This is a genomic window from Gordonia sp. NPDC003504, from assembly GCF_053587995.1.
In genome coordinates, this window is the sequence record NZ_JBSFPC010000002.1 from 322,293 (window position 1) to 346,742 (window position 24,450).

General features: G+C 66.8%; 20 protein-coding genes. 10 read left to right on the plus strand and 10 right to left on the minus strand.

Annotation, left to right across the window (positions count from 1 at the left end; all coding sequences use genetic code 11):
* Window positions 1–158: 158 nt before the first annotated feature.
* Together ACWDPV_RS05695 and ACWDPV_RS05700 are read left to right on the plus strand one after the other, a co-directional pair.
* Window positions 159–2,261: an oxidoreductase gene (locus ACWDPV_RS05695; protein ID WP_449742109.1), complete on the plus strand. Its 2,103-nt coding sequence runs from the start codon at window positions 159–161 to the stop codon at window positions 2,259–2,261.
* 73 nt (window positions 2,262–2,334) lie between these two features.
* A complete protein-coding gene (locus ACWDPV_RS05700; RefSeq protein WP_449742110.1) occupies window positions 2,335–3,990 on the plus strand; it encodes an amidohydrolase in 1,656 nt (551 codons plus the stop codon).
* Between the two features lie 214 nt (window positions 3,991–4,204).
* Here ACWDPV_RS05700 and ACWDPV_RS05705 read toward each other — a convergent pair whose 3' ends face one another.
* Complete coding sequence (locus tag ACWDPV_RS05705) at window positions 4,205–5,716, minus strand: APC family permease (protein ID WP_449742111.1); 1,512 nt, start codon at window positions 5,714–5,716, stop codon at window positions 4,205–4,207.
* A 124-nt stretch (window positions 5,717–5,840) separates the two neighbouring features.
* Between ACWDPV_RS05705 and ACWDPV_RS05710 the strand changes: the two genes are divergently transcribed.
* A complete protein-coding gene (locus ACWDPV_RS05710; protein WP_348804664.1) occupies window positions 5,841–6,740 on the plus strand; it encodes a LysR family transcriptional regulator in 900 nt (299 codons plus the stop codon).
* Between the two features lie 17 nt (window positions 6,741–6,757).
* Here the strand turns inward: ACWDPV_RS05710 and ACWDPV_RS05715 are convergent, their stop codons facing one another.
* Together ACWDPV_RS05715 and ACWDPV_RS05720 are read right to left on the minus strand one after the other, a co-directional pair.
* A complete protein-coding gene (locus ACWDPV_RS05715) occupies window positions 6,758–8,299 on the minus strand; it encodes a GMC family oxidoreductase (protein WP_449742112.1) in 1,542 nt (513 codons plus the stop codon).
* A complete protein-coding gene (locus ACWDPV_RS05720) occupies window positions 8,296–9,738 on the minus strand; it encodes a purine-cytosine permease family protein (protein WP_449742113.1) in 1,443 nt (480 codons plus the stop codon). The genes ACWDPV_RS05715 and ACWDPV_RS05720 overlap by 4 nt, the downstream gene beginning before the upstream one ends.
* Window positions 9,739–9,962: 224 nt before the next feature.
* Between ACWDPV_RS05720 and ACWDPV_RS05725 the strand changes: the two genes are divergently transcribed.
* Window positions 9,963–11,447 (plus strand): aldehyde dehydrogenase family protein, encoded by a 1,485-nt coding sequence (locus tag ACWDPV_RS05725; RefSeq protein WP_449742114.1) that lies wholly within the window; start codon window positions 9,963–9,965, stop codon window positions 11,445–11,447.
* A 13-nt stretch (window positions 11,448–11,460) separates the two neighbouring features.
* Here ACWDPV_RS05725 and ACWDPV_RS05730 read toward each other — a convergent pair whose 3' ends face one another.
* The 3 genes from ACWDPV_RS05730 to ACWDPV_RS05740 all read right to left on the minus strand — a co-directional run bounded on the left by ACWDPV_RS05730 (window position 11,461) and on the right by ACWDPV_RS05740 (window position 12,845).
* The gene (locus ACWDPV_RS05730; RefSeq protein ID WP_449742115.1) at window positions 11,461–11,799 is read right to left on the minus strand and encodes an acyl-CoA-like ligand-binding transcription factor; all 339 of its coding nucleotides are present in this window, start codon (window positions 11,797–11,799) and stop codon (window positions 11,461–11,463) included.
* On the minus strand, window positions 11,796–12,077 hold the full coding sequence (locus ACWDPV_RS05735; RefSeq protein ID WP_449742116.1) for an AMP-binding enzyme: 282 nt from the start codon (window positions 12,075–12,077) through the stop codon (window positions 11,796–11,798). Before ACWDPV_RS05735 ends, ACWDPV_RS05730 begins: the two co-directional genes overlap by 4 nt.
* Window positions 12,078–12,200: 123 nt before the next feature.
* A complete protein-coding gene (locus ACWDPV_RS05740; protein WP_449742117.1) occupies window positions 12,201–12,845 on the minus strand; it encodes an isochorismatase family protein in 645 nt (214 codons plus the stop codon).
* A 158-nt stretch (window positions 12,846–13,003) separates the two neighbouring features.
* Between ACWDPV_RS05740 and ACWDPV_RS05745 the strand changes: the two genes are divergently transcribed.
* Complete coding sequence (locus ACWDPV_RS05745) at window positions 13,004–13,948, plus strand: GlxA family transcriptional regulator (protein ID WP_449742118.1); 945 nt, start codon at window positions 13,004–13,006, stop codon at window positions 13,946–13,948.
* 3 nt (window positions 13,949–13,951) lie between these two features.
* Here the strand turns inward: ACWDPV_RS05745 and ACWDPV_RS05750 are convergent, their stop codons facing one another.
* On the minus strand, window positions 13,952–15,643 hold the full coding sequence (locus ACWDPV_RS05750) for an AMP-binding protein (RefSeq protein WP_449742119.1): 1,692 nt from the start codon (window positions 15,641–15,643) through the stop codon (window positions 13,952–13,954).
* Between the two features lie 128 nt (window positions 15,644–15,771).
* Between ACWDPV_RS05750 and ACWDPV_RS05755 the strand changes: the two genes are divergently transcribed.
* Genes ACWDPV_RS05755 through ACWDPV_RS05765 form a run of 3 tightly spaced genes read left to right on the plus strand, consistent with a single transcriptional unit; the run spans window position 15,772 to window position 18,178 of the window.
* Window positions 15,772–16,422 carry a pentapeptide repeat-containing protein gene (locus ACWDPV_RS05755; protein ID WP_449742120.1) on the plus strand — a complete coding sequence of 217 codons (651 nt, stop codon included), beginning with the start codon at window positions 15,772–15,774 and terminating at the stop codon, window positions 16,420–16,422.
* 59 nt (window positions 16,423–16,481) lie between these two features.
* The gene (locus ACWDPV_RS05760; RefSeq protein ID WP_449742121.1) at window positions 16,482–17,351 is read left to right on the plus strand and encodes a hypothetical protein; all 870 of its coding nucleotides are present in this window, start codon (window positions 16,482–16,484) and stop codon (window positions 17,349–17,351) included.
* Window positions 17,351–18,178, plus strand: coding sequence for an HpcH/HpaI aldolase/citrate lyase family protein (locus tag ACWDPV_RS05765; RefSeq protein ID WP_449742122.1), 828 nt, complete (start codon window positions 17,351–17,353; stop codon window positions 18,176–18,178). Before ACWDPV_RS05760 ends, ACWDPV_RS05765 begins: the two co-directional genes overlap by 1 nt.
* Before the next feature lie 172 nt (window positions 18,179–18,350).
* Here the strand turns inward: ACWDPV_RS05765 and ACWDPV_RS05770 are convergent, their stop codons facing one another.
* Window positions 18,351–19,043, minus strand: coding sequence for a GntR family transcriptional regulator (locus ACWDPV_RS05770; protein WP_449742123.1), 693 nt, complete (start codon window positions 19,041–19,043; stop codon window positions 18,351–18,353).
* Window positions 19,044–19,109: 66 nt separating this feature from the next.
* On the opposite strand from ACWDPV_RS05770, the gene ACWDPV_RS05775 reads away from it, so the two are divergent.
* Together ACWDPV_RS05775 and ACWDPV_RS05780 are read left to right on the plus strand one after the other, a co-directional pair.
* Window positions 19,110–20,390 (plus strand): MFS transporter, encoded by a 1,281-nt coding sequence (locus tag ACWDPV_RS05775; protein WP_449742124.1) that lies wholly within the window; start codon window positions 19,110–19,112, stop codon window positions 20,388–20,390.
* Window positions 20,391–20,840: 450 nt separating this feature from the next.
* Window positions 20,841–22,223 carry an acyltransferase gene (locus tag ACWDPV_RS05780; protein WP_449742125.1) on the plus strand — a complete coding sequence of 461 codons (1,383 nt, stop codon included), beginning with the start codon at window positions 20,841–20,843 and terminating at the stop codon, window positions 22,221–22,223.
* Between the two features lie 245 nt (window positions 22,224–22,468).
* Here ACWDPV_RS05780 and ACWDPV_RS05785 read toward each other — a convergent pair whose 3' ends face one another.
* Both ACWDPV_RS05785 and ACWDPV_RS05790 read right to left on the minus strand, forming a co-directional pair.
* Complete coding sequence (locus ACWDPV_RS05785; protein WP_449742126.1) at window positions 22,469–23,401, minus strand: SGNH/GDSL hydrolase family protein; 933 nt, start codon at window positions 23,399–23,401, stop codon at window positions 22,469–22,471.
* A gap of 94 nt (window positions 23,402–23,495) precedes the next feature.
* The gene (locus ACWDPV_RS05790) at window positions 23,496–24,383 is read right to left on the minus strand and encodes an enoyl-CoA hydratase-related protein (RefSeq protein ID WP_449742127.1); all 888 of its coding nucleotides are present in this window, start codon (window positions 24,381–24,383) and stop codon (window positions 23,496–23,498) included.
* Between the last annotated feature and the right edge of the window lie 67 nt (window positions 24,384–24,450).

The following is a 24,450-nucleotide window of genomic DNA, read 5'->3' on the forward strand; positions in this document are numbered from 1 at the left end:
ATGTCGCGGATCGAATCTTCCGATGACGAGATGTTGGCTACAGGTGGGCGAACTGGCAGGCCTCGCGATACCGTCGAATCGTTCTTTGCGATTGAGCACAAAGAATGACCATCCCAGCGACCCGCTGATCGACAGCCCAGCCCAACGGAGCGTTCCCCATGCGTGACCCCCGCTATGACATCCTCTTCGAACCGGTCCAGATCGGGCCCGTGACCGCCCGCAACCGCTTCTTCCAGGTCCCGCACTGCAACGGAATGGGATACCGCGATCCGTCGGGCGAGGCTGCGATGCGGCGCGTCAAGGCCGAGGGCGGGTGGGCGGTGGTGTGCACCGAACAGGTGGAGATCCATCCCACCTCCGACATCGGTCCATTCATCGAACTGCGCCTGTGGGACGACCAGGACATGCCGGCGATCGCGCGCATCGCCGAGCAGATCCACGAGGGTGGAGCGCTGGCCGGAATCGAACTGGCGCACAACGGCCTCAACAGCCCGAACCTCATCAGCCGCGAAGCCCCGCTCGGCCCACAGCATCTGCCCGTCGTGTCGTGGAACCTCGATCCGGTCCAGGCCCGCGCGATGACCAAGGCCGACATCATCGACCTGCGCAAATGGCATGCCGATTCGGTCCATCGCTCGCTGGCCGCCGGCTACGACATCGTCTACGTCTACGCCGGCCACGCCATCGGCGGCCTGCACCACTTCCTGTCGCGTCGATACAACAACCGCACCGACGAATACGGCGGCAGCCTGGAGAACCGCATCCGGCTGATCCGCGAGATCCTCGAGGACACCCGGGAGATCGCCGACGGCAAGGCCGCGGTCGCCTGCCGCATCTCCGTCGACGAACTCCTCGGCGACGAGGGCATCACCCGCGCCGAGATGGAGGACGTCTTCGGCATCATCGGCGAGCACCCCGACCTCTGGGATCTGGTCCTGGGCAGCTGGGAAGATGACTCGGTGACATCGCGTTTCGGTCCCGAGGCCGAGCAGGAGCCGTACGTCACCGGCCTCAAACAACACACCACCAAACCGGTGGTCGGTGTCGGCCGATTCACCTCCCCGGACACCATGGTGCGCCAGGTCAAGAGCGGCGTCCTCGACCTCATCGGCGCCGCACGCCCATCGATCGCCGATCCGTTCATGCCCAACAAGATCGAACGCGGCGACCTCGAGGACATCCGAGAATGCATCGGATGCAACATCTGCGTCTCCGGCGACTTCACCATGTCACCCATCCGCTGCACCCAGAACCCGACGATGGGCGAGGAGTTCCGCCGCGGCTGGCATCCCGAACACATCGCACCCAAGGCCTCCGATTCGTCGGTGCTCGTCGTCGGCGCCGGGCCCGCCGGCCTGGAAGCCGCTCGTGCCCTGGGTAACCGGGGATACTCGGTCACCCTGACCGAGGCCGGACGCGTCCTCGGCGGACGCGTCGCGCGCGAGTCGAAGTTGCCGGGGCTGGCCGCATGGATTCGGGTGATCGACTACCGGCTCCAACAGATCGAGAAACTCGACACCGTCGACATCTACCGTGAATCGCCGATGACGGAACAGGACATCCTCGAGTACGGCTTCGGCCACGTGCTCGTGGCGACCGGCGCTTCCTGGCGTCGCGACGGCGTCGGCCGCTGGCACACGCACGGCATCGAAATCGACTCCACCACCGACGTTCTCACGCCCGACGACATCACCTCGGGAATCCGCCCACAGGGCAACCGGGTCGTGCTCTTCGACGACGATCACTACTACCTCGGCGCGGTCATCGCCGAGATGCTCGCCAAGGAAGGATACGACGTCACCCTGGTGACCCCGGTACCGCAGGTGTCGCAGTGGACCACCAACACCATGGAATCCCACCGCATCCGGGCACGCATCATCGAGGCCGGGGTGGCGGTACGTACCGACACCGCCGTCACCGCAATCCGCGACGGGGGCGTCGACACGGCGTGCCGATTCACCGGTCGCGCCGGGCAGATCGAAGCCGACTCCGTCGTCCTGGTCACCGCGCGCCTGCCGCACGACGAGCTCTACTCAGGTTTGTATGCGCGCGAGGACGAGTGGGCCGACGCCCGCATCCGCAGTGTGCGTGGGGCCGGTGACGCATGGGCACCCTCGACGATCGCAGCGGCCGTCTGGTCGGGACACCGGTACGCCGAGGAACTCGACACGCCCCCGTCGGACGCACCGGTCCCGTTCCGACGCGAGGTGACCCAGCTGTCGATCGAGCCGGTGTTCCGCATCCCGGTTTCAGTGTCCTGAGCCGCGCGCCATAACCGCGCCGCCGCAACCCGCACCACCACCACACCGCCGCAGCCGAATACCGGGAGCCGCCATGTACGCCGAGCACATCTTCACCAATGCAGCCGTCTGGCAGACCGGCGATGGCGCATCCGGCGCCGACACCGTCGCCGTGGCCGACGGGGTGATCACCTCCGTCGTCCGCGGCGTGGATCGCGCTCTCGTCGGTCCTCGGACGCAGGTGCACGACCTGGCGGGTGCGAGCCTGATGCCCGGCTTCATCGACGCCCATGCGCATCCGGTGGCCGGCGGGCTGGCCGCGCTGCGCTGTGACCTGTCGGAGTTGCCGCATGATCGTCGGCGCTACCTCGACACGATCAATGCCTATGCCCGGAACCATCCGGACGAGCCGATGATCAGCGGAAGTGGTTGGTACGGTGACGCTTTCCCCGGCGGGCTGCCCACCCGGGCCGACCTCGACGAGGTCGTCGCCGATCGGCCCGTGGTGCTGTCCAGTCATGACGGTCACGGTGTGTGGGTCAACTCGGAGACGTTGCGGCGTGCCGGTATCGACGAGTCGTCCCTCGATCCCAGCGGCGGGCGCATCGAACGTGACCCGACCGGGCAACCGACCGGCGTGCTGTTCGAGCGGGCCGGCGACCCCGCGAATGCGCTCATCCCGGCCTACGACGACGAGTTCCTCCGACGCGCGTTGCTGACGGCGCAGCGCCGCCTGCATGCGGTGGGCGTCACCGGCTGGCAGGATGCGGGCGTGGACATCCCGGCATTCGGACTGTCCGACACGCTCGCCACCTATATCGCCGCCGACGACGCCGGGGAGTTGACGGCACGGGTGTGCGGCGCACTGTGGTGGGCCGCGGATAAGGGTCTCGGGCAGCTCGACACGCTGCTCCGGCGACGAGAACAGGGTCACGGCAATCGCTTTCACGTCGACACCGTCAAGGTGATGCAGGACGGGATCTGCGAGAACTGCACCGCCGCGATGCTCGCGCCGTACACACATCTTCCGGCCGGGGCCGCATCGCAGGGGCTGTCGTTCATCGATCCGGCGGAGCTCGACGAGGTGTGTTCACTGCTCGCGCGCAACGACTTCCACATCCACATGCACGCGGTCGGCGATCGGGCGGTGCGGGAATGTCTCGATGCGCTGGGCACCGCCATCCGGGCTCGCCCGGATTTCGCTGCACGCCATCAGATCGCCCATCTCGACGTCGTCGACCCCTCAGACATCCCACGCTTTGCCGAACTCGGCGTCATCGCCAACGTCCAGGCACTCTGGGCACGACGCGACACCGAGATCGTCGAACGCAAACTCCCCTTGCTGGGCCCCGACCGGCAGCGGTGGCATTTCCCGTTCGGGTCGATCCTCGCAGCGGGTGGCGCGTTGGCGATGGGCAGCGACTGGCCGGTCACCGATCCGAATCCTCTGTGGGCCATCCACACCGCCGTCCATCGGATGGGTTCGCTGGCAGACCCGCACGCCATCGGTGACGACGCCCGCACCCTCCCACTCGTCGCCGAGGAAGCCATCGGGCTGCGGGCGGCCGTCGACGCTTACACGATCGGGGCGGCACGCGCGATGCACGCCGACGACACGACCGGGTCCGTCGACGTCGGCAAGGATGCCGACCTCGTCGTCCTCGACGGTGACATCCGCGAGGCGCGTGACATCGGAGAGATGACGGTCCAGATGACGATGGTCGGTGGTGCGGTGGTGCACGGCGTCTGAGGTTGTGGGGTCCAGTCAGCTCACGCGGCACCCCCCCACGTCCACGCCCTCGTTGCACTGAGCGCGCGTACACGCAGCCGGCGCGTCCACCAGAACCACCCTCGCCAATCCCCACCGATCGGATCGACCTCGTCGACGAGCTGGCTCCCGCAGACACGACAGCGGTGGCCCGGCCCCTCCGTCGGAGAGGCCGGGCCACCGGTTGTGTCGCGTCTCAACCGACAGGTTCGGTGATCCGCGGCTCGTCGCTCACCACCGGTCGCGCCTCGGCAGGAACGCTTCCGCGTCCGCGGAGGTAGCCGGCGACCGCGATCAGGGCGAGTAGGGCCAGGGTGCCGACGGTGAACAGCTCGAACCTCATGCGGCTGACTCCCCACGTCTCGAGGAAGTCGTAGTCGATGCCGACGAGGTTCTCCAGGGTTCCGGGGAAGACCGCCGCCCACACGCCCAGTGCGGCCCAGAACGTCGTCAGGGCGACGGCCACCGTGATGCCCACGCGTCCACCGGGAATCGCGTAGGAGCGGCCACGCGCGGGATGGGTGAACCGCAGGCGAAGTGCCGCCGGGAACACGAACAGGTAGGCGACCAGCGAGGTGGAGATGGTGATCGTGAGGACCACGGTGAACGTTGCGGCACTGTCGCCGCGGGAGAACAGCACACCGGCGACCATGAACAGCAACGCGATGACACCGGTGAACATGTTGACGCGCACCGGAGAATCCCGCTTCTCGTCGAACTTCGCGAAGTAGGGGAAGAAGCCACCGTCGGCCGCCGCGACGGCCAGCGCACGGTTGGCGGCAAGCGCCCAGGTGGCACCGGTGACGCCGAGCCCGATGATGAAGGCGATCACCGCGACTTTGACCAAGACCTCGCCCGCCGGACCGTAGACGCCGAAGACGGTGTCGACGGCGGCCATGAATCCGCCTATGCCGGTGATCTTGTCGGCCGGGAGCACCAGGAGCAGGGCCAGAACCGGCAACGCGTAGACGAGGATTCCGACGAATCCTCCGACGGCGATGCCGCGGGGAACGTCGCGCTGCGGGTTGGTCATCTCTCCGCCGGCCTGGCTCGGCACCTCGAAGCCGACCAGTGAGAACAGCAGCAGCGGAACCAGTCCCAGGAAGCCGGCCATCGTGGGCGACCAGCTCACCGCTTCGATGCCGTGGAAGCCGTGCTTGAGACCGAAGATCACAGTGGTGATCAGGAAGACCGCGGCGAGAACGAGTTTCAGATACGTACCAATCCGGAAGACCACCCGTGCACGGCGCATCGACAGCAACGTGATGCCCACCGACGCACAGACGAACACGATCTTGAAGGCGTAGTCGCCGACGCTGCCCTCGCCCACCGGACGGATGAAACTGCTCCACGCCTCGGTACTGATGAAGGCGAGTGAGCCGCCGATCCATAGCGGGTTGATCGACCAGTACATGATGGTGGCGATCGATCCGGGCAATCGGCCGAAGGCACGTTTGACCCACTCGTAGAGGCCGCCCTCGTCGGGGAAGGCACTGCCCAGTTCCGCGGTCACCAGGCCGTAGGGAATCATCCACAGCACGGCGAGCATGAGTAGCCAGGTGAAGGTCTCGCCACCGAAGGACGAGATCTCACCGACCATGTCCAGGCTGATGAGTGCCGACAGGATCATGATCGGGACGTCGAGACGGCGCAGCGAATGCCGCAGATGCAGATCCGGCCCGTCCTGGGCTACGGGATGGGTTCCCATGAGTCAACTCCTGCTCGACGGGGGAATGAATACGTGTGCTACCAGCCTGAATGCCGAGGTTTCATCTGTACAGTCTCTGTTTCCGTGGTTTAATATCGGAAGAGTCGAATCAACGAGGTGAGGCATGGCGGACTACACGCTGCGGCAACTCGAGTACTTCGTGGCGGTCGCCGAAGCCGGAAGCATCACGAAAGCGGCCACCGCCGTGCACCTTTCACAGTCGGCGATGTCGACGGCCCTCACCGACCTGGAGGGGTCCCTGGGCGTCCAATTGTTGGTGCGCCACCACGCGAAGGGCATCACGCTGACACCTTCGGGCCGCGAGTTGCTGGTCGCGAGCAGGCAGCTTCTGGCGTCGGCCGCCGACCTGCGGTCGATCGCCCACGGCATGGGCGGCTCCCTGACGGGGTCCTTGTCGATCGGCTGCTTCGAGGTGATGGCGCCCTATCTGCTACCCGAATTGCTCAGCACCGCAGCGGAAAAGCTACCGCGGCTGCAGTTGCAGACCACCGAGGTCGACCTCGCGGACCTCGCCGAGGGCGTCGCCGACGGCACCTTCGAACTCGGGATCGGTTACGACCTCGTCGACGATCCCCGGCTGAAGCGGTGGCCGCTGCGGACCGTGCCACCCTACGTCCTCGTGTCCGGTTCACACCGGCTCGCGAAGCGGAAATCGGTACGGCTGCACGAGCTTGCGGACGAACCCATGGCCCTACTCGACCTACCGCACAGTCGCGACTATTTCGGCCGGGTCTTCCGGGAATGCGGAGTGGAACCCAACGTCCGGTATCGATCCACCACCGTCGAGACCTGCCGCGCGCTGGTGGGACGGGGGCTGGCCTACACCGTGCTCAACCTGCAGTCGGCGGTGCCGATGGCACTCGACGGGCACGCGGTCGCGTCGATCCCCATCGCCGACGACGCCCCGGCCCTGACCATGGTGCTGCTCAACGCGATTGCCGCGCGGCCGACCAGGCGGGCCGGGGTGGTCGCCGAACTCTGCCGCGACCTGTTCGGGACGTAGCCCAGGCCCCCTACGGCTCAGTGCCCGCGACGACGATCGGTGGCGATGAGTTCTGCCGCTCGCTCCGCAATGCTCATGATCGTGCCAACCGGGTTGACCGACGTCAGCGTCGGCATCACCGAGGCGTCGACGACGCGTACACCATTGACGCCCCACACGTTCAGTCGGCTGTCGAGAACCGCGAGTGGGTCGTCGTCGGCTCCCATCCGGCACGTTCCCGACACGTGATAGACGGTCTGATGGGTCGCGCGCAGGGCCTCCGACAGTGCCTCGTCGTCGTCGACGTCGGTTCCGGGAAAGACCTCCCGCACAACCCAATCCGACATCGGAGCGGTGGCCGCGATACGTCGCGCGGCGCGGATACCGGCCAACAGTGCGGCCTCGTCCTCCCCATCGGGGTCGGTGAAGTAGCGATAGTCGATGGCCGGCGGTATCGCCGGATCGACGTCGGTGATCCACACGCGCCCACGACTGTGGGGTTTGGCCACGTTGGGGGCGATGGAGATGATCTTTGCCGGCAGTTCGGTGCCGTAGGTGACGGCATGATCGGCGACGGCCTCAACCGGGAAGTGCATCAACACATCCGGCCGTGCCGGGCTGTCGTCGGACAAGCGCAGCGCGGCACCCGCATCCCAGCCGGTCGCGCAGGTGGACGGCACAGCCCGATCGGTCTCCCACACGATGAGACCTTCGGCGTGATCCATCAGGTTCTCCCCCACGCCGGGCAGGTCGACCCGGATCGGCACGCCCGCCGCCGCGAGAATCTCGGCGGGACCGATGCCCGAGCGCTGCAGGAGCGCGGGCGACCCGATCGCGCCCGCGCAGACGATGATCTCGCGGTCGGCATGGATGTCGGCGATCTCGCCCGCGGCATCGACGGTACGGACACCGGTCGCGCGATGGTCGTCGAACAGCATCGTCGTGACCGAACGGTTGTGCACCACAGTCAGATTGGGACGTTGACGGATGGCATCATGCAGGTAGTGCACCGACGTCGCCGACCGGAGATTATCCTCCGGCGTGTAGCCGATCTCGAAGAATCCTGCGCCCTCACCGGTTTTCGCGAAGTCGATATCGGTGTTCCAGTCGGTCCGGGCCGGCAACTCCAGGGCCTCCCGGGCCGCGGCCACCACGTCGGCGACATACGGGTTCTGGTCCGCCGGCGCCACCGGCGTGATGGGTGTGGCCAGACGGTCGTAACACCGGCCGAGCGTCTCCGCATCCCACCCGGCGACCCCGTAATCGGCCCATTCGTCGATATCGGCGGCGAGTGGCCGCCAGGTGATCATCGTGTTCGCCGTCGAGCATCCACCCAGGATGTGCATGCGCGACTGACGAATTCCGGAGTTCCCGCGTTCTTGCGGCACGCTGCGGTAATCCAGGTCGTACTCGCTGCCGATCATCTCGGCCCACCGGCGGATCGACCGCGCCCGCGGTTCGTGCTCGTCACTGGGCCCCGCTTCGATGACCGTCACAGTGACATCGGGGTCTTCGCTGAGCCGGGCGGCGACGATGCATCCCGCGGTTCCGCCGCCGACCACGACGTAATCGCTGCTCATGCAGCGGGTTCCGTCATCAGTACGGACGGGGAGGCGGCCGTAGCAGACTGCCGCAGCCGCATCAGGCCGTAATAGAGGGGGCAGATCACCGCGAGCCCGACCAGCCACGAGATGTCCACGCCACCCAGCGATTCAGCGATCGGACCCACCCACAGGGTGGTCGAGAGGAACGGTATCTGCAACGCGATGCCGAGCACGTAGCAGGCGATCGCCGTCCAGTTGAAGCGGCCGTACACGCCGCCGTCACGGGCGAACAGCGAGGGGATGTCGTAGACGCCGTGGCGCAGGAAGTAGTAGTCGACCAGGTTGACCGCGGTCCACGGGATCAACACGCAGAGCAGCAGGGACAGGAAGTTGGCGTAGTTGGCGAGGAAGTCGTCGGCGCTGACGAGGGCGGGCACCATCGCGATGGCGAACAGGACGACGGCGATCACCGCACGACTGGTGGCCTGTGGCCGCCATCGTGGCAGGATGTTCTGTCCTACGGTGATCGTCGACAGCGCACCGCAATACAGGTTCATCCCGTTGGTCAGGCTGATACCGACAGCGAAGACCGCGAACAGTCCCGTCGAGATCCCGTGGGTGAGCGTGGACATGCCGTCGAGGGTGTCGGCGGCGGGAAGGGCCGCGCCGACCAGGACGCCGAGCAGCATCGGCAGCACCGAGCCGAGGACGCATCCCGCGTAGGTGGCCCAGAAGGCGGTGGTGACGCCGGTGTCCTTGGGCAAATAGCGGGTGTAGTCGGACACGTAGGGCGCATAGGCGATCTGCCACAGCGCGGCGGCGGAGAAGGTCGCCATGAAGCCGGCCCAGCCGAAATCACCGCTGTGCCAAGTGCCCTCGGGCAGGCCGTTGACACCTACCATCCAGACGAACGCCACGAGCAGCGCCAGGCCGGCCACGACCGAGAGCACGGCGGCCATGGAGTGGATCAGCTTGTAGCCGATGACGGTCACCACGACGCTGATGCCGCCGATGATCAGGATTGCCCAGTTCGTCGGTAGTCCGGTGACCTCGGCGAAGGCCTGTCCGCCGAGGACCGCGTTGGAGGCGAAGAACCCGAGGTACATGAAGACGACGAGGACGACGACGAGGAGGCTGCCCAGCGATCCGAACTGTGCGCGGGTCTGCAGCATCTGCGGCACGCCCATCTGCGGTCCCTGCGCCGCGTGCAGTGCCATGACGACACCACCGACGAGGTTGCCGAGGATGACGGCCAGCGCGCCGGCCCAGAAGGGCAGACCGAACACCGTGGTCGCGAGTGCGCCGGTGATGATGGTCAGCAACATGATGTTGGAGCCGAACCAGACGGTGAAGATGTCGCGGGCTCGGCCGTGCCGCTCGTCGTGCGGAATGTGGTCGATGGTGCGGCGCTCGAGTGCCGGCCCGGCACCTGTCGGCGTGGCACCTGTCGGCGTGGACTCGGGTGTGGTCGTCATGAATTCGACTCCTCGTTGCCGTCGTGGTCTGTGAGATGCGCGCCACGTCGTCGGGGCGTTCAGGCCAGTATTCGACAGCACGCATCCCAGGGAAAACAGAATCTTCCGACCTTCTGGATCAACAAATCAGATGCAGTATTTATCGACTCCACCGATGTAGATCATCAGATAATTCGGCTCGACAGGATCTGTTGATCGGCGGCCGAGTCGGTCACCATGGGTGCATGTCTGCACTCACGATCGATTGGCACGCCCGCGCGGCCGGCCTCAAGATGCCGACCGACGCGTTCATCGACGGTCGTCCGATTTCCGCGGTCTCGGGAGACACCTTCGATGTCGTCAACCCGGCCACCGAGGATGTCCTCGTCGCCGTCGCCGCCGGTGCGGAGGCCGACATCGACGCCGCCGTGGTCGCCGCGCGGCGAGCCTTCGACGACGGCCGCTGGTCGCGTCGCTCCGCCGCCGATCGCGGTGCGATCCTCGTCCGCTTCGCGGATCTGCTTCTCGAGCACGCCGACGAACTCGCACTCCTGGTGACCCTGGAGATGGGTAAGGCCATCCGCGACTCGATCGACGTCGAGGTGCCCGGCGCGGCCGCGGTGTTTCGCTACTACGGCGAAGTGATCGACAAGATCCCCGGTGAACTCCCACCCACCGCCGACGGCAGTGTGGCCATGGTCCGACGCGTACCCCTGGGCGTGGTGGGCGCGGTGGTCCCGTGGAACTTCCCCCTCGACATCGCCGCGTGGAAGCTCGCACCGGCACTGGCGGCCGGCAATTCCGTCGTCCTCAAACCCGCTGAGGAATCACCGCTGTCGGCGCTGCGGATGGCCGAGATCGCCCTCGAGGCAGGCATCCCGAGCGGCATCCTCAACGTCGTACCCGGTCTCGGCGCCACCGCTGGACGCGCCCTGGGCCGACACCCCGACGTCGATTGCCTGACGTTCACCGGCTCGACCGAGGTCGGCAAGAAATTCTTGGCCTACAGCGCCGAATCCAACATGAAGCAGGTGTGGCTCGAGTGCGGCGGGAAGAGCCCCAACATCGTGTTCGCCGACTGCGGTGACCTCGAAACCGCCGCCGAGATGGCATGTTTCGGGATCTTCGGCAATCAGGGTGAGGTGTGTTCGGCCAACAGCCGACTCCTCGTGCAGCGGGAGATCGTCGACGAACTCGCCGCGACCCTTGCGGCAAAGGCCGCGACGTACCGGCCGGGCGATCCACTGGATCCGTCCTCGACCACCGGCGCGATGGTGTCGCGCAAACAACTCGACCTCGTCCTCGACTATGTCGAACGGGCGCGATCAGACGGCCGGATCATTCTCGGCGGCAACCGGATCGGAGACACCGGATTCTTCATGGAACCCACCGTCGCCACCGACCTGCCGACGGACTCGACGGTCATCACCGAGGAGATCTTCGGTCCGCTGCTCGCGCTCATCCCGTTCGACACCGAAGAGCAGGCCATCGCCATGGCCAATGACACCGAGTACGGTCTCGCGGCATCGGTGTGGACCTCCGATCTCGACCGGGCCCTGCGCGTTTCGGATTCCCTGCACGCCGGAACGGTGTCGGTCAACACCGTCGACGCCCTGTCACCGGGTACCCCGTTCGGCGGCTTCAAGGGATCGGGATTCGGGTCCGACCTCTCGGTGCACGCCATCGACAAGTTCACCGGACTCAAGACGACGTGGATCGCACGGCGGTAGGCCGGCCCCGGCATCACGGCGGCCGCACCGTCAAACTTGGCCCCTCCGGCAATCGCTGCTCCATGAGCGCGAACATCTTTCGCGTCACCTCGCCGATTGTCCGGGTCCGGCGCGACAGCCAGTACTCGTGTGCGGCAATCGCCGCTGCCGACGACGCAAACCCCGCGGCCACCGGATACTCGTCGTCGGCAGAGCATCCGGTGTGTTCAGCCGCGAATTCTGCCACCACAGCCGCTGCGTCTGTGCCACCAACCCGTGAGCGCTCGTCACTGCCGGACGACCGCCCCGGTCGATGCCGCTGCCGTCGTGGGTCCCGCTCCCGACCCCGTGATGCAGCGGGGGAGCACCTCACACCTCCGCGCGTTCCAGTCGCTGCCGGATGTCTTCCCGCATGGCCTTCTTGTCGATCTTGCCCACCTTGGTCATCGGGAACTCGTCGACGACGACAAGCCGCTCCGGGAACTTGAATCGGGCCACCCCGGCCCCGTCCATCACATCGAGGACGTCGTCGAGTCCCACCGAGGCGCCCCGCTCCAGCGTGACGTACAGGCACAACCGCTCTCCGAGAACCGGATCCGGCTTCTCGTCGGCGACGCCAGTCCCGGACATCTGGTCGGTGCCACCGAACATCTCGCAGCGTCCCTACCGCGTGCGACGACCGTCGAACTGGATGGTCAGGGACACTTCGCGCACGTCGCCGACACCGCGCGAGTAGCAAAGACGATTGCGGATTTCATCGACGGATGACGACCATCAGGCGCGTGCCGGTTCGTTGCTCTGCGCGCCGGCCACCGCCGATTCCACCAGATTGCCCTTGTCCAGGGCGCGTCCGTCACCGAGTGCGGTGAGCCACTCGTCGGTCGATGCGACGGCGGCAAAGTTGGAGTGGAACAACACCATCAGCGTCGTATGTAGCTGTTCGGCAGAGACCGATCCGGCACCGTTGGCCAGGTGAACCGCACCGGTGGCGTCGGACAGGATCTCCGCACCCAGCCCACGCACCTCGGCGTCCGCGGCGGTGGCGAGGTCGCAGTTGTTGGTCATGTAGCCGACGATGGTGATGGTGTCGACGTCACGGTCGGCGAGCCACTGCGCGACGTCGGTGCCACCGAAGACCGTGCCGAACTGCTTGGTGGCGACCAACCAGTCGACACCGACGCGCCGCGCCACCTCGGGGTGAAGCTTCCACCCCTCCGATCCCTCGGCATAGACCGGGAAGTCGGCGGGCAACGTGTGCTGCAGCGCCACCACCGGCAGCCCAGCCGCAACGGCCGCGTCGATCGCCCGCGTGATGTTGGCCAACGACTCGTCGCGCGGCGGGTACTGGATCTGCATTGGTCCGTCGAAGTAGTCGTTCTGCACATCGACGATGACAAGGGCGCGCTTCGGTGCGGTCATGGGACATCCCCTTCCGGTGGTCGGCGAGCGAATTCCCTCGCCTGGCACTGCAGTCTGCTGCAGTATCGTCGGTCGCAGAAGTGGCACGAATGCCACTCTGCGATGGAAACGCGCCAGCCGGTCGGCGCGATAATCGTGCCGCCGAAGGGAGCCGACGGATGCATGTCGCGATCTTCGTGTACGACGGCGTGAGTCTGTTCCATGTCGCCGCCCCGCAGATGGTGTTCGGCGAGGCCGCAGCAGTCACCGACCATCCCGCCGAGTGGTCGGTCACGTTGTTCTCGACCGGTGCCGAGAGCGTCGACGTGGCCGGCGGAACACACCTGTCCGGCATCGCCGGGCCCATCGCCGCCGACGACGCCGACGTGGTGATCATTCCGTCGTGGCCGGAGTCCACGCCCGAGATCGGCGAGGATCTGCGTGCGATCCTCGTGCGCGCGCATACGCGCGGCGCGGTGGTCGCGGGCCTGTGCCTTGGCGCCATCGCGGTCGCCGATGCCGGATTACTGGAAGGTCGCGCGGCCGTGACACATTGGCTGGGCACCGACACCCTGCTCGGCCGCGGCCGATGTGGCTCGGTTGACGACTCCGTGCTCTACATCGACCACGGCGACGTGATCACCTCGGCCGGTACCGTCTCGGCCGTCGACGCCTGCCTACATCTGCTGCGCCGCCGCAGCGGAGTGGACCTGGCCAACCGGGTGGCACGCCGCATGGTGGTGGCACCGCATCGCGATGGCGGTCAGGCGCAGTACATCGAGAATCCGGTCACCGCAGTCGATTCCGATGCATCCATGAGCGCGGTCATGCAGTGGGCGGTTGGCCGACTCGACCGGGATCTCTCCGTCGCGGTACTGGCCGACCACGCCGGCATGAGCCAACGAAGCCTCATTCGCCATTTCCGGAGCGAGACCGGCACCACGCCGGCGCGATGGGTGACCCGGCAACGACTCGACCGCGCCCGGCAACTCCTCGAGACCACCGACCTCGATCTGCGAATGATCGCTCACACCTGCGGCTTCGGCAGCGAGGTGACGCTCCGCCAGAATTTCGCCGCGCAGTTCGGGGTGCCGCCGTCACGCTTCCGCAGCCAGTTCCGGTGAGGATCAGTCCACGAGATCCTCATAGCGGTACTCGGTGGCGATCTGCACCGAATCCCGGTGTGCGGCACTCTCCCGCTGCTGGAGTTCGACGCGGCGGATCTTGCCCGAGATCGTCTTGGGGAGTTCGAAGAACTCCACCCGCCGCACCTTCAGGTACGGGGCGAGGTGATCGCGGGAGTACTCGAGGATCGCTCGCGCGGTCTCGGCGCTGGGCTCCCAGCCCTGCGCCAGGGTCACATAGGCTTTCGGAATCGCGAGCCGGGTGTCGTCGGGTTGGGGCACGACGGCGGCCTCGACCACGGCCGGATGTTCGATGAGCACACTTTCGAGTTCAAAGGGGGACACCTTGTAGTCCGAGGACTTGAACACATCGTCGGTGCGGCCGACGTAGGTGATGTAGCCATCGGAATCCCGTTGCGCCACATCACCGGTGTGGTAGTAACCGCCGGCCGTCACGGCCTCGTTGCGCTCCGGATCGCCGAGGTATCCGGTCATCAGATTCTTCGGATGCTGCGACAGGTCCAGACAGATCTCGCCCTCGTCGGCGAGCTCGCCGGTCAGCGGATCCACCAGCACCACCGGCACGCCCGGCATCGGGCGGCCCATCGACCCCGACTTCACCGGCTGCCCCGGCGTGTTGCCGACCTGCAGCGTCGTCTCCGTCTGACCGAAGCCGTCACGGATCGTCAGTCCCCACGAGTCCTCGACCTGACGGATCACGTCGGGATTCAACGGTTCACCCGCGCCGAGCAGTTCGCGCAACGCGTCCGGACGCTCACCGAGGTCGGCCTGGATCAGCATGCGCCACACCGTCGGTGGCGCGCAGAAGGTGCTCACCTTCGCCCGGCGGAGTTGATCCATCAGTGCCGCCGCGTCGAACCGGCCATAGTTGTAGACGAAGATGGTGGACTCGGCGATCCACGGCGCGAAGAAGCAACTCCACGCATGCTTGGCCCACCCCGGCGAACTGATCGCGAGGTGAACGTCGCCGGGACGCAAGCCGATCCACGCCATGGTGGTGAAATGCCCGACGGCATAACTGGTCTGGGAGTGCTCCACCAGCTTCGGCCGGCTGGTGGTACCCGAGGTGAAGTAGATCAGCATCGGATCGTCGACGTCGGTGACCGCCTCGAACGGACCGGCCGACTCCGATTCCCCGGCGTCGGCGTACTCGACCCAGCCCGGGGCCGACGATCCGACGACGATCCGGAGATAGTCGCCGTCGAGGTCGTCGAACTTCGGTGTGTCGGCGGCGTTGGCGATCACTGCACGCGCCTGCCCGCGTTCGATGCGGTCGCGCAGATCCTCCGGGCCGAGCGCCGCGGTCGTCGGCATCACGATCGCACCGAGCTTCAGCACGGCCAGCATCGCCTCCCACAACTCGACCTGATTGCCGAGCATCAGGATGACGCGATCCCCCTTGCCGATGCCCAGGTCCCGCAGCCAGGTGGCCACGCGATCGGAGCGCTGCGCCATCTCGTCGAAGGTGACCGTCACCTCGGATCCGTCCTGCTCGGTGATCCACAGGGCAATGGCGTCGTTGTCGCGGGCGATGACGTCGAACCAGTCGGTCGCCCAGTTGAAGCGGCCGGACAGTTCCGGCCACCGGAACTCGGCGACGGCCTTGTCGTAGTCGGAGATGAGACTGATCATCTGGTCGCGGCCGGCGCGGTAGAGGTCGGTGTTACTCGTCATGGACGACATGATCCACGTCACACTCGCGGCGCGACACCCCCCGAAGAGGGGTCGGTCGACCACGGATCGGCAGGGACGTGCGGGTGGGTCGGTCCGGGAATGTCGATTCGATGGGCCATGCTCGAACGATGACGACACGACCTCCACGCCTCGAGGACCGCCCGCGGACGACCACCTACGAGACAGGTGACGATGCCGACCTCTCCCCCGACGCCTCCATCGAGATGACGTCGTTCCGTGATCTGGACCTCACCGACCGGGATCTGATGGGGGCGGCCCTCACCGACTGCGAGGTGCGATCGGTGATCCTCGACGGCGCCGACCTGAGTGCCTCCCGCATTGCGGACGCCCTCTTCACCCAGCTCCAGGTGGGACGATTGTCGTTGCCGCGCAGCACTCTCCGCAATCTGCACATGTCGCGCTGCAGGCTCGGCGCGCTCGACATGTTCGACGCACGGGTCCGCGGAATGGTCGTCGAGGGTTGCAAGGTCGACCTGCTGAACCTGCGCGGTGCAGACGTCCGAGATGTCTTCTTCCGGGACTGCACCATCGGCGAGATCGACCTCGGCGACACCACCCTCGCCCGCATGGCATTCCAGGACTGCATCGTCGGAGGCATCGATGTGCACCGCGCGAAGCTCACCGACCTCGACCTGCGCGGGGCGCGGGTGGGCACGCTGCGGCACCTGGACGGACTGTCCGGAACCACCATCGCCGGCGAACAGCTCATCGGATTCGCCGAGATGTTCGCCGCCCATCTGGGCGTCGAGGTCGACTGAGCGCCGCCTGGTCTATAGACTATTTTTTACAGTCGCCAGCGAGCCCAGGAGGCATCACCATGTCGGACACCGTGCAGCGAACACTTCGCGACCACGTCGCCGGTTGGCACCCCGCACCGATCGTTGAGACCGACATCCTCGATCCCGCCCAGGCGAGCCGACTCGCCGCCACCCTGGACACCGGCGAGACCTTCGGGCCGGATGACGCGCTCCCCATCCCGTGGCATTGGGTGTACTTCTCCGAGTGGCCGCCGACGGCGGACCTCGGCCCCGACGGACACCCCGCGGACGGACACTTCCTGCCGCCCCTCCCGGAACGTCGCCGCATGTTCGCCGGGTCGCGGATCACCTCCACCGGGCCGCTGCGTCTCGGCGTCTCGACCGAGAAGCGATCGTCGATCGCCGCGATCACCGAGAAGACCGGACGCACCGGCGACATGCTGTTCGTGACCGTGCGGTCGGAGTACCGCCAGGACGGCGACGACGAACCACGCCTCGTCGAAGTGCAGAACCTGTTGTACCGCAGCGACTCCGGCCATTCACGCCCATTCGAGCGCCCATCGTCGGAACTGGGCGAATCCACCGCACAGTGGTCGACGGAACCGACCCCGACCACCACCACGCTGTTCCGCTACTCCGCGCTGACCTCCAACGCGCACCGCATCCACTATGACCGCCCGTATGCGACGGAGGTCGAGGGTTACCCCGACCTGGTGGTGCACGGCCCACTGCTGGCCACCTACCTGGCCGAGCTGGTGCGCATCAGTCGAGGAGGAGAATCGTTGCGCAACTTCGAGTTCCGCCTTCAACGCTCGCTGTTCATCGGTGACCGGTTCCGGGTGGAGGCCAGCGACGATGACGGCGACGTCGCGCTGCGTGTCGTCACCGGTGGCGACGCGGTGCATGTGTCCGGACGGGGGTCGTTCTGATGAGCACCCATCCCGGCGACATCGTCGAGAAGATCCGCACGGCAAGGACATTCCTGTTCGTTCCGGGCGATCGTCCGGAACGGTTCGACAAGGCCGCCGCGGCCGGTGCCGACGCCGTGATCGTCGACCTCGAGGACGCGGTATCCCCCGCCGACAAACCGGCGGCCCGCGAGCACATCGCCGACTGGTTCGCCGCCGGGAACACGGCATTGATCCGCATCAATGCCGCCCAGACCCCCTGGCATGACGCCGATGTCGCTCTTGCGCAACAACTTCACGCTTCCGTCGTACTCGCCAAGGCGACCGACGTCGACGCGGTGGCCGCGGTCGGAGCGGCCACATCGGCACCGGTGATCGCGCTGGTCGAGACCGCGCGCGGAATCGGCAACGCGGGCGCCCTCGCCGAACTCGACGCGGTGGTCCGCCTCGGATTCGGCGCGATCGATTTCGCCGTCGACATCGGTGTCGATCCGAATGACCGTGAGGCGCTGCTGTTTGCGCGGTCGGCACTCGTGCTGGCCAGTACCGCAGCGGGTATCGCGGCACCGATCGACGGTGTCACCACGGCCCTGCGTGAACCGGACGTCCTCGTCGACGACGTGCGGTACGCCGCGCGCGTCGGCATGCCCGGCAAGCTGTGCATCCACCCCGCCCAGGTGTCTGCGGTGCACGACTGCCTTGCGCCGACCGACGACCAGATCGCCTGGGCACGTTCGATTCTCGAGGCGGCCGGCCAGGGCTCCGCAGCGGTCGCGGTGGACGGCCACATGGTAGACCCGCCCGTCGTGGCACGCGCAGAACGGATCCTGGCGTCAGTAAATCGCTGACAGGCCGGCCGGATCACCGCCCGCCGGACAGGCTCTCATCCCGCCCATCGAATCACCCGGGGTGCCAATATAATCGGGGTCGCTCAACGCCTCGGAGGAGATTATTGTTTCCGATCCGCTGAGTCATCCCGGTTGTATTCGCGTGTGCCGCCCGATCCAGCCCGAGTCCCCACTACTCCTCGCGGCGATTGTCGGCGAGGAGCCGACCGGCCTTGCGGACGTGCTCGGCCATCGACTCGCGTACCGCCTCGGCGTCCCCGCGGCGTAATCCGTCGAGGATGGCGCGGTGATCCTCGGCCGATGCCTGCGGCCATCCCTCGACCGAGGCGAAGAAACGTCGAGGCGCATAGCTCAGCGACGACTTGATCATCCAGGACAGCTTGGGCGAGTCGGCGGTGCGGTAGATCCGACGATGGAATTCGTGGTTGAGACGCTCCACCTCGTCGTTGTCACCACGGTCGGCCGCCGACTCCAGATCGGACTGGATCGCCTCGAGGGCCGCCAGCCCGGCGTCGTCGATGTTCGCGGTGGCCCGGGCGGCGAGTTCGCCGGCCAACAACGCCTGACCGGCGAACACATCCTCGATGTCGGCGCTGCTCAGGGGCGCGACAACGAATCCGCGTCGCGGCTCGACCCGCAGCATCCCCTCCGTCTGCAGCGAGAGCAGACCCTCCCGCGCCGGGGTCGCCGACACCCCGAGTTCCTCGGCGACGTTCTCCGGCCGGATGAACTCGCCCGGCCGTAGCTGCCCGGACACGATGAGCTCGCGTACATACTCCGACACCTCGTCGGATAGTCGGGGACGACGGCGGCGTGGCGATACCGCCCCGGAGGAGGATCGGCCCATCGGCCCCTGATCGGGCATAGTCTATAGACTATACACGGGGTCATCCGAGCCTCCCCGTCGATGACCGTGCCTACAGTGGAGCCGATGTCCGACAACCGCGCACCCGAGTCCACCACCGGGACTTCGGCGCAGGCCATGGACGACGGGATGTTCTCGTCCCTGCGAATCCACAACTACCGCCTGTACTTCGGCGGTCAGGCCCTGTCCCTGGTCGGCACCTGGATGCAGGCCACCGCCCAGGCCTGGCTGGTCCTCACCCTCAGCGGGTCGTCGGCGGTCCTCGGCGTCATCGTCGCCCTGCAGGCCGTTCCGATCCTGGTGCTCGGGCCGTATGCGGGGGTGGTCGCCGACCGGGTGGATCGGCGGAGGTTGATGATCGCGCTGCAGTCGGTGATGGGTCTGCTCGCGGCCGTCCTCGCGGTCCTCACCCTCGGCGGCTGGGTGCAGGTGTGGCACGTCGGAGTGCTGGCGGTGCTGTTGGGACTCAACAACGCCTTCGAGAATCCGGCCCGACAGGCCTTCATCCACCAGATCGTCGGCGAATCCCTGATCCGCAACGCCGTCACCCTCAACTCGGTGATGGTCAACGCCGCCCGCGCGGTGGGCCCGGCGGCCGCCGGGGTGATCCTCGCCGCGGTCGGTGCCGGCTGGTGCTTCGCGGTGAACGCGGCCAGTTTCGTCGCCGTCGTGGTGTCGCTGATCGCGATGCGCACCGCCGACATCGCCCACGAGAAACCCATCAAGCGCGGTAAAGGTCAACTGCGCGAAGGACTTCGGTACGTATCCGGAAAGCCGTTGCTGTGGGTGCCGCTGGCGATGATGGCACTCGTCGGCACGCTGGCCTACGAATTCCAGGTGTCGTTGCCCGCGGCCGCACGCGACTCGTTCGGCGGCGGACCGCAGGCCTTCGGATTCATGACAGCGGCTATGGGCGTCGGCGCTGTCGTCGGCGGCCTGCTCGTGGCCGCGCGCGGAACCACCGGACTGCGGACGTTGACCATCGCGGCGGCGGGCTTCGGGGTCACCATCGCCGTCACCGCCGCCGTCCCGCACCTGTGGATGGCTATCGTCGCGCTCTTCTTCGTCGGCTGGCTCAGTGTGTCGTTCATGTCGACCGGCAACGCCACGTTGCAGCTCAATTCGGAACCGCACATGCGCGGCCGGGTGATGGCACTGTGGTCGGTGGCGTTCATGGGATCGACGCCGATCGGAGGGCCGATCATCGGGTGGATCAGTGAGGTCGCCGACCCGCGTACCGGTCTCGCGGTCGGTGCCGCGGCCTGCTTCGTGGCCGCGGTGATCGGCATCGTCGCCCAGCGTCGAACCGATACCTCGATGCCCAGGATGGTGCGGACGACGTCGTGACCTCGCCGTCGACCCCGACCCAGCCGAGTCACGAGTGACGAAAGGGACGAACCCTGCAGTGGGATGCGTCACATCGCGGTCGGGGCGCCGCGCATCCGGCGGCGGGCCGGGATTGCGGCGAGCCGCCGGACGCCGCGTCCCCGCCTTCCTGCATATTTGATGGCAGGATGGCAGGAAGACTGCTGATGGGGCGATCGACAGGGACAGCGCCGCGACATCCCCCCGCAGCGACGGTTGTGGAGTGCCCCGAGGGCCGACCGACTTCGGTTCTCCCAGCAACACGGAGTAGCCTCACCCACTGCGACGTGCGAAGAACTGTGATCGTGCGAAGACTTGGATGGAGGGTCCCCGATCGTCACCGAACAGCCATCGACCGGCACCCCACCTGCCTCGTCGGACACCACGTCATCCAATGCTGCATCCTCTGACGCGGCCACACCAACGGCATCGGTGACCAAGCCTGCAACGACCGGTGCTCCGGAGACCGAGGCTGCGGCAACTCCCACCACCAAGCGTGACAAGCACCTCTACCAGATCGACCTCGTGCGTCTGGTGACCTTCGGCGGCGTGATCCTCGATCACGTCATGCTCACCGTCACTGCACCGACGAGCGTCGCCGCGGGCGCGGTGGAACTGTTCCTGCGCTACACCCGCTACGGGTTCTTCACCCTCACCGGCTTCGTGCTGACCTATCAGTACCGCAAGCGCGAACTGCAGACGATCCCGTTCTGGCGACGCCGCTTCAAACTCATCGGTCTGCCGTTCCTGACGTGGAGCCTCTTCTACTGGTTCTACGTGCGATATCACTTCCACGGTGTGCAATCGATCGTCGACGCCTGGAACAGCGTCGACGCGGTCAAACAATCGGTGAAGAGCATCGGCTACGACCTCCTCACCGGCCATGCCGCCTACCACCTCTACTTCCTGTCGGTGAGCATGCAGATCTATCTGGTGTTCCCGGCAGTCCTCTGGGTCCTCAAACGGACCTGGGGTTATCACCGATACCTGCTGGGCCTGAGCTTCGTCATCCAGATGACGATGATGTACCTGATGGTCCGGCCGCCGCTGTCGTTCCTCACCTGGGGGCTCCAGGGCGTGATCTGGCGCCACCTCGAGGTGCTGATCTTCCCGTACCAGTTCTTCATCTTCGCCGGCTGCGTGGCCGCCATGCACTACGAGGCCGTGCAGGCGTTCGTGAAGCGCTGGCGCGTCCACATGATGGCGATCGGTGCCGTCGTGCTCTTCGGGACCTGGCTGTACTACCTCTACACGGTCGACCAGGGCGAGAATCTGTTCCGCGCCACCAACGTCTTCATGCTGCACAACCTGTGGGCCTTCATCGCGATCATCGTGATCCTCTACAGCCTCGGCACCATCTGGCAGGAACGACGTCATCCCGGTTCCATCCCCGACAAGCTGATGAAGACCGCCTCGGACCGGTCCTTCGGCATCTACCTCGCCCACGCGCTCGCGATCTACGCACTGATGCCACAGATCGCCGACCCCGACATGCCGGCTGTGCCCCGAGTGCTCATCGCATACGTCGCGACCGTGGCGCTGACCGTCTTCATGGTCGAGACCCTGCGTCGCAGCCCGATCAGCCTGATCACCACCGGCCGCAACCGCATCGACTGGCGCTCCCAGAACGCGACGCGGTCCGTTCTCGTCGGTGCGGCCGCGATCGTGCTGGGACTCATCCTGCGATTCGGCTTCGACATGTGGGCGGGCAACCTCGTCGCCCTCACCGGCGCCTTCCTGATCTTCTCGATGGGCCTGGTGTACTGGCGTCAGGTCCGCCACCACGATCACGAGTTCGTCGAGCAAGCGGTCTGAGGTCGCGGGCCGGTACCGGCTCGGTCTCGGGTGCTCGGTGTGCCCACTCGATGCGCAAGGGCGGCCTTCCCGTCATTGACAGCGCTCACGCGCGCGCTGTCAACGAGAACCGGGCGCTGTCAACGGTTCGGGGGCGCCCGTTCGACGGGAAACAGCGCCCACTCGACGGGAAACAGCGCCCATTCGACGGGAAACAGCACCCACTCGACGCGCAAGGGTACCCACTCGACGCGCGAGGGGTTGGGTCAGCGAACCGCGTTGATGATCATCGCGGCGACGGCGGCCTTACCTGCGGAATTCGGGTGATACGGCACAGGCGTCTCGAATCCCCGCAGCCACGGATCCGTTGAGCAGACCGTGTGGTCGGCTCCGGCGACCGACGCCGTGATCAGTTCGGCGCCCGAGATCTGGGCCGCCGCGGCGGTGACCATCGCCAGGGCGTCGAAGACGCGGATGGTGGCCTCGATCTCGGTCGGCGACAGGGGCAGCTTGGCGCAGGTGGGTCCACCGAGCACCACCGCCGGTGGGTAATCGACCAGCAGGATGCGTGCCTGCGGTGCGCGCTGGCGCACCGCGAAGACCGTGGCGATCATCTTCTGCTCGAGCGCCGCGAACCGTTCCGGCCCGGGTTCGGCCGGGATGGGACGGCCGAGATTGCAGGTACGTGCCGCGACCTCTTTGGCCACCTCGGGCGCGACGTTGCGGCAACTCATCGCGATCAGCCGCTGGATGTAGCCGACGTCGTTGCCGCCGGTGGTGATGGTGACCAGCGAGGTCTCCGGGGTCACCGCGTCGATCTGCGAATTCGGGGTGAACCGCTGCGGACGGTCGAGGATGTTGTCCGACGTCGATCCCGAGCACGTCGCGTCCACCAGGCTCATCCCGAGCGCGGTGGCGACCTGATTCGGATAGTTGTCGGGCGAACGCAGGCACCGATTGCTCAACGATTCGATGCCTCCGGGTCCGGCGGCGTACGAACTGCCCAGTGCCACATACTTCTGCGGGGCGGGCGCACTGATGTTCACCGGTGTCCCGGTCTCGTGCTGCGCCGCGGTACGCACCGATGGTGCCGCCTCGGTGTGCGACGCCAGCCCCGAACTCCCGGACAGCACGACGACGCCCGCGGCCACCAGGGCTCCGCAGGCCGTTGCGATACGACCGATCAAGGCTCGAGACATAACCGTCCAAGTTTCACACACGCGGCGCCGGAATCCACGGCGCGACCCATGTTGGGTTGACCACGCCGACAAGAACTTCTGACAACGCGCCGGCTCACCACCCGGTGGGCGTGTCGAAGATGTCGGGAAGGTCCGTCGCGACCGAGTCGGTGAACACCGGATCTCGCTTCTCGAGGAACGACATCACACCCTCGCGGACGTCGGCCATGCGGCCGCGCGCGTAGATCGCCGTCGAGTCGGCGCGGTGTGCGTCCCACGGACTCGGTGCACCGGCCATCCGCCACAGGAGTTGGCGGGTCAGCGCCACCGACACCGGTGCGGACCCGGCCGTCATCGATCGGGCCACCGCGATCGCGGTGTCGACGACCTCCTCGGGTGCGACCACCTGCTGCACCAGCCCTGCGTCCAGTGCCTCGGCCGCACTGACCATCTGCGCCCCCATCGTCCATTGCAGCGCGGTGGGTAGGCCCACCAGGCGCGGCAGGAACCACGTCGAACAGGCCTCGGGAACCAGCCCACGCTTGGCGAAGACGAAGCCGAAGCGGGCGTTGTCCGACGCGATCCGCGCGTCGGCGGGCAGCGTCATCGTCACACCCACCCCGGCCGACGGACCGTTGACGGCCACCACGACCGGTTTGAGCGATTCGAAGATGCGCAGGGCGACGCGACCCCCGTAGTCGCGGGGCACCTCCCCGGCGGCCTCCTCGGTGAGCTCGAAGGTCGATGCGCCCGCCCCGAGGTCGGCACCTGCGCAGAACGCGCGCCCGGCGCCGGTGATGACCACGGCGCGCACGGAATCATCGGCGTCGGTGTCATCGAGGGTGGCCATGAGCTGATCGCCCATCTCCGAGGTGAAGGCGTTGAGCCGATCCGGCCGGTTGAGGGTGATGATGGCGATCTCGCCGTCGCGGGTCACGGTGATCGGCGCCGCTGCGGTGGTCTCGCCGGACGCCGGGTCGCGATGGTCGGATTCGGTGGTCACAGTGTGCAGTCTCCTCGATCGGTTGCCAGTAGTCACGGTACTGAGTGACCACGGGCCGTGGACCGGG